2 protein-coding genes are annotated in these 4,499 nt (G+C 74.1%); both read right to left on the bottom strand.

The window, feature by feature from the left end:
• On the bottom strand, positions 1–2,882 hold a 2,882-nt coding region (addA, locus tag E4O86_RS22300), incomplete at its 3' end, for a double-strand break repair helicase AddA (RefSeq protein WP_161142744.1).
• Positions 2,875–4,499, bottom strand: a 1,625-nt coding sequence (gene addB / locus E4O86_RS22295) for a double-strand break repair protein AddB (RefSeq protein WP_161142743.1), incomplete at its 5' end; no start/stop codon positions are given. The genes addB and addA, both read right to left, overlap by 8 nt.

The following is a 4,499-nucleotide window of genomic DNA, read 5'->3' as shown; positions in this document are numbered from 1 at the left end:
GGCGGCGGGGACGGTGCCGGCGCGCGGAGCCAGCCGGGAAGTCCGGCGGGCGGCGCGGCATCGCCGCGTTCTTCCCCGGCGGGCGGGCGCGGCGGCCGCAGCGGCTCGCCCCACACGAAGGGCGCAACGATCTCCGCATTTTCGTCGCGCGGGATATCCGCGGGCAGGAGCGCGCGTGCCACAAGGTCGTACCAGCAGCCCTCGACCTCCTTCCGGGCGCGGACGCCGCAGACATAGAGGCGGTCGCGGGCGCGCGTCATTCCGACATAGAGCAGGCGCCGGTATTCGCGGGTCGCCTCGCGGTCCGCCTCGGCATCGGCCTGGTACTGGCGTCGCAACGCCTCGCCGTCGCGCCGCCGCCACACGAAGGCGGGATCACCGCGGCCGCCGATCGGCACGAGCGCCCCGCGATGCGACGGGTGGACGACGCGGCCGCCGCCATCGACGAGGAACACGACGTCCGCTTCGAGCCCCTTCGCCCCGTGCACCGTCATGACGCGGACGCCGGCGGCGGTCTCGTCGAGCTCGCGCTTGATGTCGCCGGTGCCGGCCCGGAGATAGGCGGCGAAGCCCTGCAGCGTCGGCGGCTCCGCCTGCTCGTAGGCGAGCGCCTCGCCGAGCAGCGCATCGAGCACGTCGTCCGCTTCGCTCCCGAGCCGGCTGCGGAACGCGCGCCGCCCCCCGTCGGGGCCGAGCACGGTCGCGAAGAAGCGGAACGGCGTCACCTGGTCGGCCATCGAGCGCCAGCCGGCGAGGCGCGCATAGGCGGCGCGGTGCGGCTCGGCCTCCGCCGCGCCGAGCGCCCGCCACAGGCTGCGGCGACCGCGCTCCGCGGCAACCTCCATGAGCGCCTCCTCGTCGAGGCCGACGAGCGGGCTCTTCAGCACCGCGGCGAGCTGGAGGTCGTCCTCCGGCATCAGCATCACGTCGGCGAGCGCGAGGCAGTCGAGCGCGGCGATATGGGTCGCCACCGCGACCCTGTCGGCACCGGCGGCGGGAATGCCGCGCGCCTTCAGGGCGCGGTGCATGGCGACCACGAAGGCGTCGCGCTTGCGCGAAAGGACGAGGATGCCGCCCGGCCGCACGCGCTTGCCCGAGCGGAGGGGCTCGCCGCCGACGAGCCGCCCGATCTCCTCCGCAATCCGCTCGGCGAGCGCCGCCTCGGCCTGGGTCGGCGCGTCGAGCGGCGTCGTCCAGTCCTCCGGTTCCGGGACGTCGGCCTTCGCGATCCGCGGCCAGAGGACCACGTCGCCCGGCTCATCGAGCCGGTGCGCCGAATGCGGCTCGTAGGCGGTCGTGACGCTCTCCTCGAGCTCGCCCGAGAAGACCTTGTCCACGGCCGCCAGGACCTCGGCCGTCGAGCGGAACGAGAGCGACAGCGGCGCGTGCACGAAGCGATGCTCGACGCCTTCCGCGGCGGAGCGGAAATGCGCCTCCATCTCCGACAGCATGCGCGGCGCGGCGCCCTGGAAGCCGAAGATCGACTGCTTGTCGTCGCCGACCGCGAACATCGAGCGCACCGAGCCGACGGCGCCCGCGCCGGAGAAGAAGTCGCCGGCGAGCGACTTCACGATTTCCCATTGCGCCGGGCTCGTGTCCTGGGCCTCGTCGACCAGGATGTGCCGGATGCGGGCGTCGAGCTTGTAGAGCACCCATTCCGCGGCGTCCGCGCGCGACAGCAGGTTTCGCGTCCGCACGATCAGGTCGTCATAGTCCAGGAAGCCGAGCCGGTTCTTGGCCGCGCGGTAATGGTCGAGGATCGCGTCGCCGACACGCAGAAGCGCCGCGGTCGCGTCGAAGGTGCGGACCGCGAGAAGGCGGCGAAGGAGCGGGACGAGGCGCTCCGCCTCGGCGACGAACGCCTCCTCGAGGCCGGGCATCGCGCTCTTGAAGGCGGCTCCGAAACGCTGCTTCGCGCTGTAGCAGCGCCAGTCCGAGGCCTCCTTGTCCCAGGAAAGGAAGAAGCCGCAGCGTTCCCGTGCCTCCTCGACGGCGGAGGCCGCGGCGAGAATGCGCCCGAGCGCCTCGGCGGCGCGCCTGTCATAGCTGTGACCGGCCTTCGCCAGCGCCTCGGCGAGCCGGTCCGAGAGCTCGCGGCAGCGTGCGTGCGGCCAGTCCGCCGCCGCGCAGACGGCGCGGCAGAGGCTCTCCTCGGTGTCGTCAGGATCGAGCCCGAGCCGGCGGCGGAGATCGGCGAGGACGTCGTCGAGCCCGCCCGCTTCGCCCGCCGGGGCCGCGAGCTCGAACCAGCGCCTGAGATCGTCGCGGCACGCGATGATGGCGGAAAGGGCCTTCGCGATCTCCGCGTCGCCGGTCGTCTCCGCCAGGCGGCGAAGCGCGTCCGCCAGCGCCCCGCCGTCGCGCGCGCGGCCCATGACGGATTGCTGCGCCTCGGCGAGCAGCGCGGCGGCGCCGGTGTCGTCGAGGATCTCGAAATGGGCCGGAGCATTGGCCTCGAGCGGGAACTGGTGGAGCAGCCGCTCGCAGAAGGCGTGGATGGTCTGGATCTTGAGCCCGCCGGGGGTCTCCAGCGCATCCGCGAAGAGGCGGCGCGCGCGGGCGAGATCGCCCGCCCGGGGCTCGCGCCCCTCGAGCTCCGCGATCGCCTTCCCGAGCTCGCCGTCCGGCATGGTCGCCCAGCGCCCGAGCGTGTCGAAGACGCGGCGCGCCATCTCCGCCGCCGCCGTGCGCGTGAAGGTGAGGCAGAGGATCGATGCCGGCTCGGCACCCGCGAGGAGGAGCCTTATCACCCGGAGCGTCAGGACATGTGTCTTGCCGGAGCCGGCATTCGCCACCACCCAGGCGGAGCCGCCCGGATCGGAGGCGGCGCGCTGGTGGCGCTGCGTGCGGGCAAGCGGATCCGGCGCGGGCACCTCACTCATCGCCCGAATCCTCCAGCGCCCATTCCGCGATCCGGGCGAGATGATCGTAGTCGCCGCCGAACTGGCGGCCGAGCTTGGGAACCTTGCGCGAGAGATAGGGGGTCTCGGCGGAGGCGAAGGCCGCGACGAGCTCCCGGAGGCGGAGCTCCGTCACGGCGAGCGTCTCCCGCAGCGTGACCGCCGGCCTGCCGCCCCGCGCGGTCTCCCGCGCGCCCCGCGGGCAGATCTCCGGGCCGTCCCCATGGCCTGCCAGCCGGTAATATTCGAGCCGGGAAACCTCGCCCGCGGCTGTGCCCTCGAAGGCGCCCTTCTCGACCAGGATCGCCTCGAGCGGCAGCTGCGGCGAGAGCGAGAGGACCTCGTTCGCGCCCGGCGGCTGGCCGGTCTTGTAGTCGATGATGGCGAGCGTTCCGTCGGCGAGCCTGTCGATCCGGTCGGCCCGCCCGGTGAGGACGAAGCCGTCCCCGACGGACAGGGCGCCGGAGGCCTCGACGCGCCGCTCGCATATCTCCGCCCGGCCGCCCTCCGTCGTGAGGAACCACCGCGCGATCCGGTCGAAGCGCGGGCGCCAGACCGTCGCCACCTCGGGGAAATCCTCGAAGAGCGCAAAGACTTCATCGGCGATCCCGGCGAGCCGCCGCTCCGCCTCGCCATCGAACGGCCCGCCTGGACGCTCCTTGACGAAGCGCTCCAGCACGCGGTGGATCAGCGTTCCGCGCTCCGCCGCATCGAGCGCCTTGGCGATCGGCTCGAACGGCCGGAGCCCCAGCACGTGCCTGGCATAGACGGCGTAGGGATCGCGGATGAGCGTCTCGATCTCGGTGACGGAGAGCTGGCGAGGCCGCAGGCGGAGGGGCGGCTTGGGCGCCGGCCGCCCGGCCGGCCGAACCGGACCCTCGGCCGCATCGAGCGCGCGCGCGAAGCCGATCACCTCGCTTCCGCGCGCCGCGAGCCCTGCCCCCGCTTCCTCCCCGGCATAAGCGAGAAGGCGCTGCAGCCAGCGCGAGGCGACCCGCGGCTGGCCGTCCTCGCGCCGCGCCCGGCTGAGCCATACGCGGGGCCTGCCGAGCGCCTGCGCGAAATCGTGCGCCGCGAGGCCGATCCGCTGCTCGGGCGGGGCGAGCCCGAGGGCGATCCGCATCGTCCGCGAGAGGAGCGGATCGAGCCGCGTCTCGCTCGGCCACGTCCCCTCGTTCAGCCCGCCGAGGACGACCGTATCGGCCGACTGGAGCCGCGCCTCGAGCGCGCCCCAGATGTGGATGCGCGGGTCGGCGCCGCCGCGGCGGCGCACGACCGACTGGTCGATGAGGGCGCCGAAGAGCGCCGGATATTCCCGGGCCGCGATCGGCGGCCCCTCCTCCGCCGCGGCGCGGATCGCGCCGAGCGCCTCGACGAGGGCGCGTCCCGCATCGCCGGCGGCGGCCTCCCTCGGATCGGATGCAGGGCCGCGGGATGCCGCCTCGATGGCGGCGATGTGCGCCTCCACAAGCGCGGGAAGCGCGATTTCTCCCGCGCGCCCGGCAAGCTCCTCGAGCGGCGCGAGGGCGGCCGCCAGGCGGTCGGCGAGGTCGTGCGCCGCCGCCCAGTCCTCCGGCGCAAGGGTCCGCGCGGCGCGCG

This window comes from Propylenella binzhouense, assembly GCF_009866965.1.
In the GTDB taxonomy this organism is placed as follows: Bacteria; Pseudomonadota; Alphaproteobacteria; order Rhizobiales; family Afifellaceae; genus Propylenella; species Propylenella binzhouense.
The sequence above is the reverse complement of the archived record's forward strand: the minus strand, read 5'-3'. Positions and strand labels throughout refer to the sequence as shown.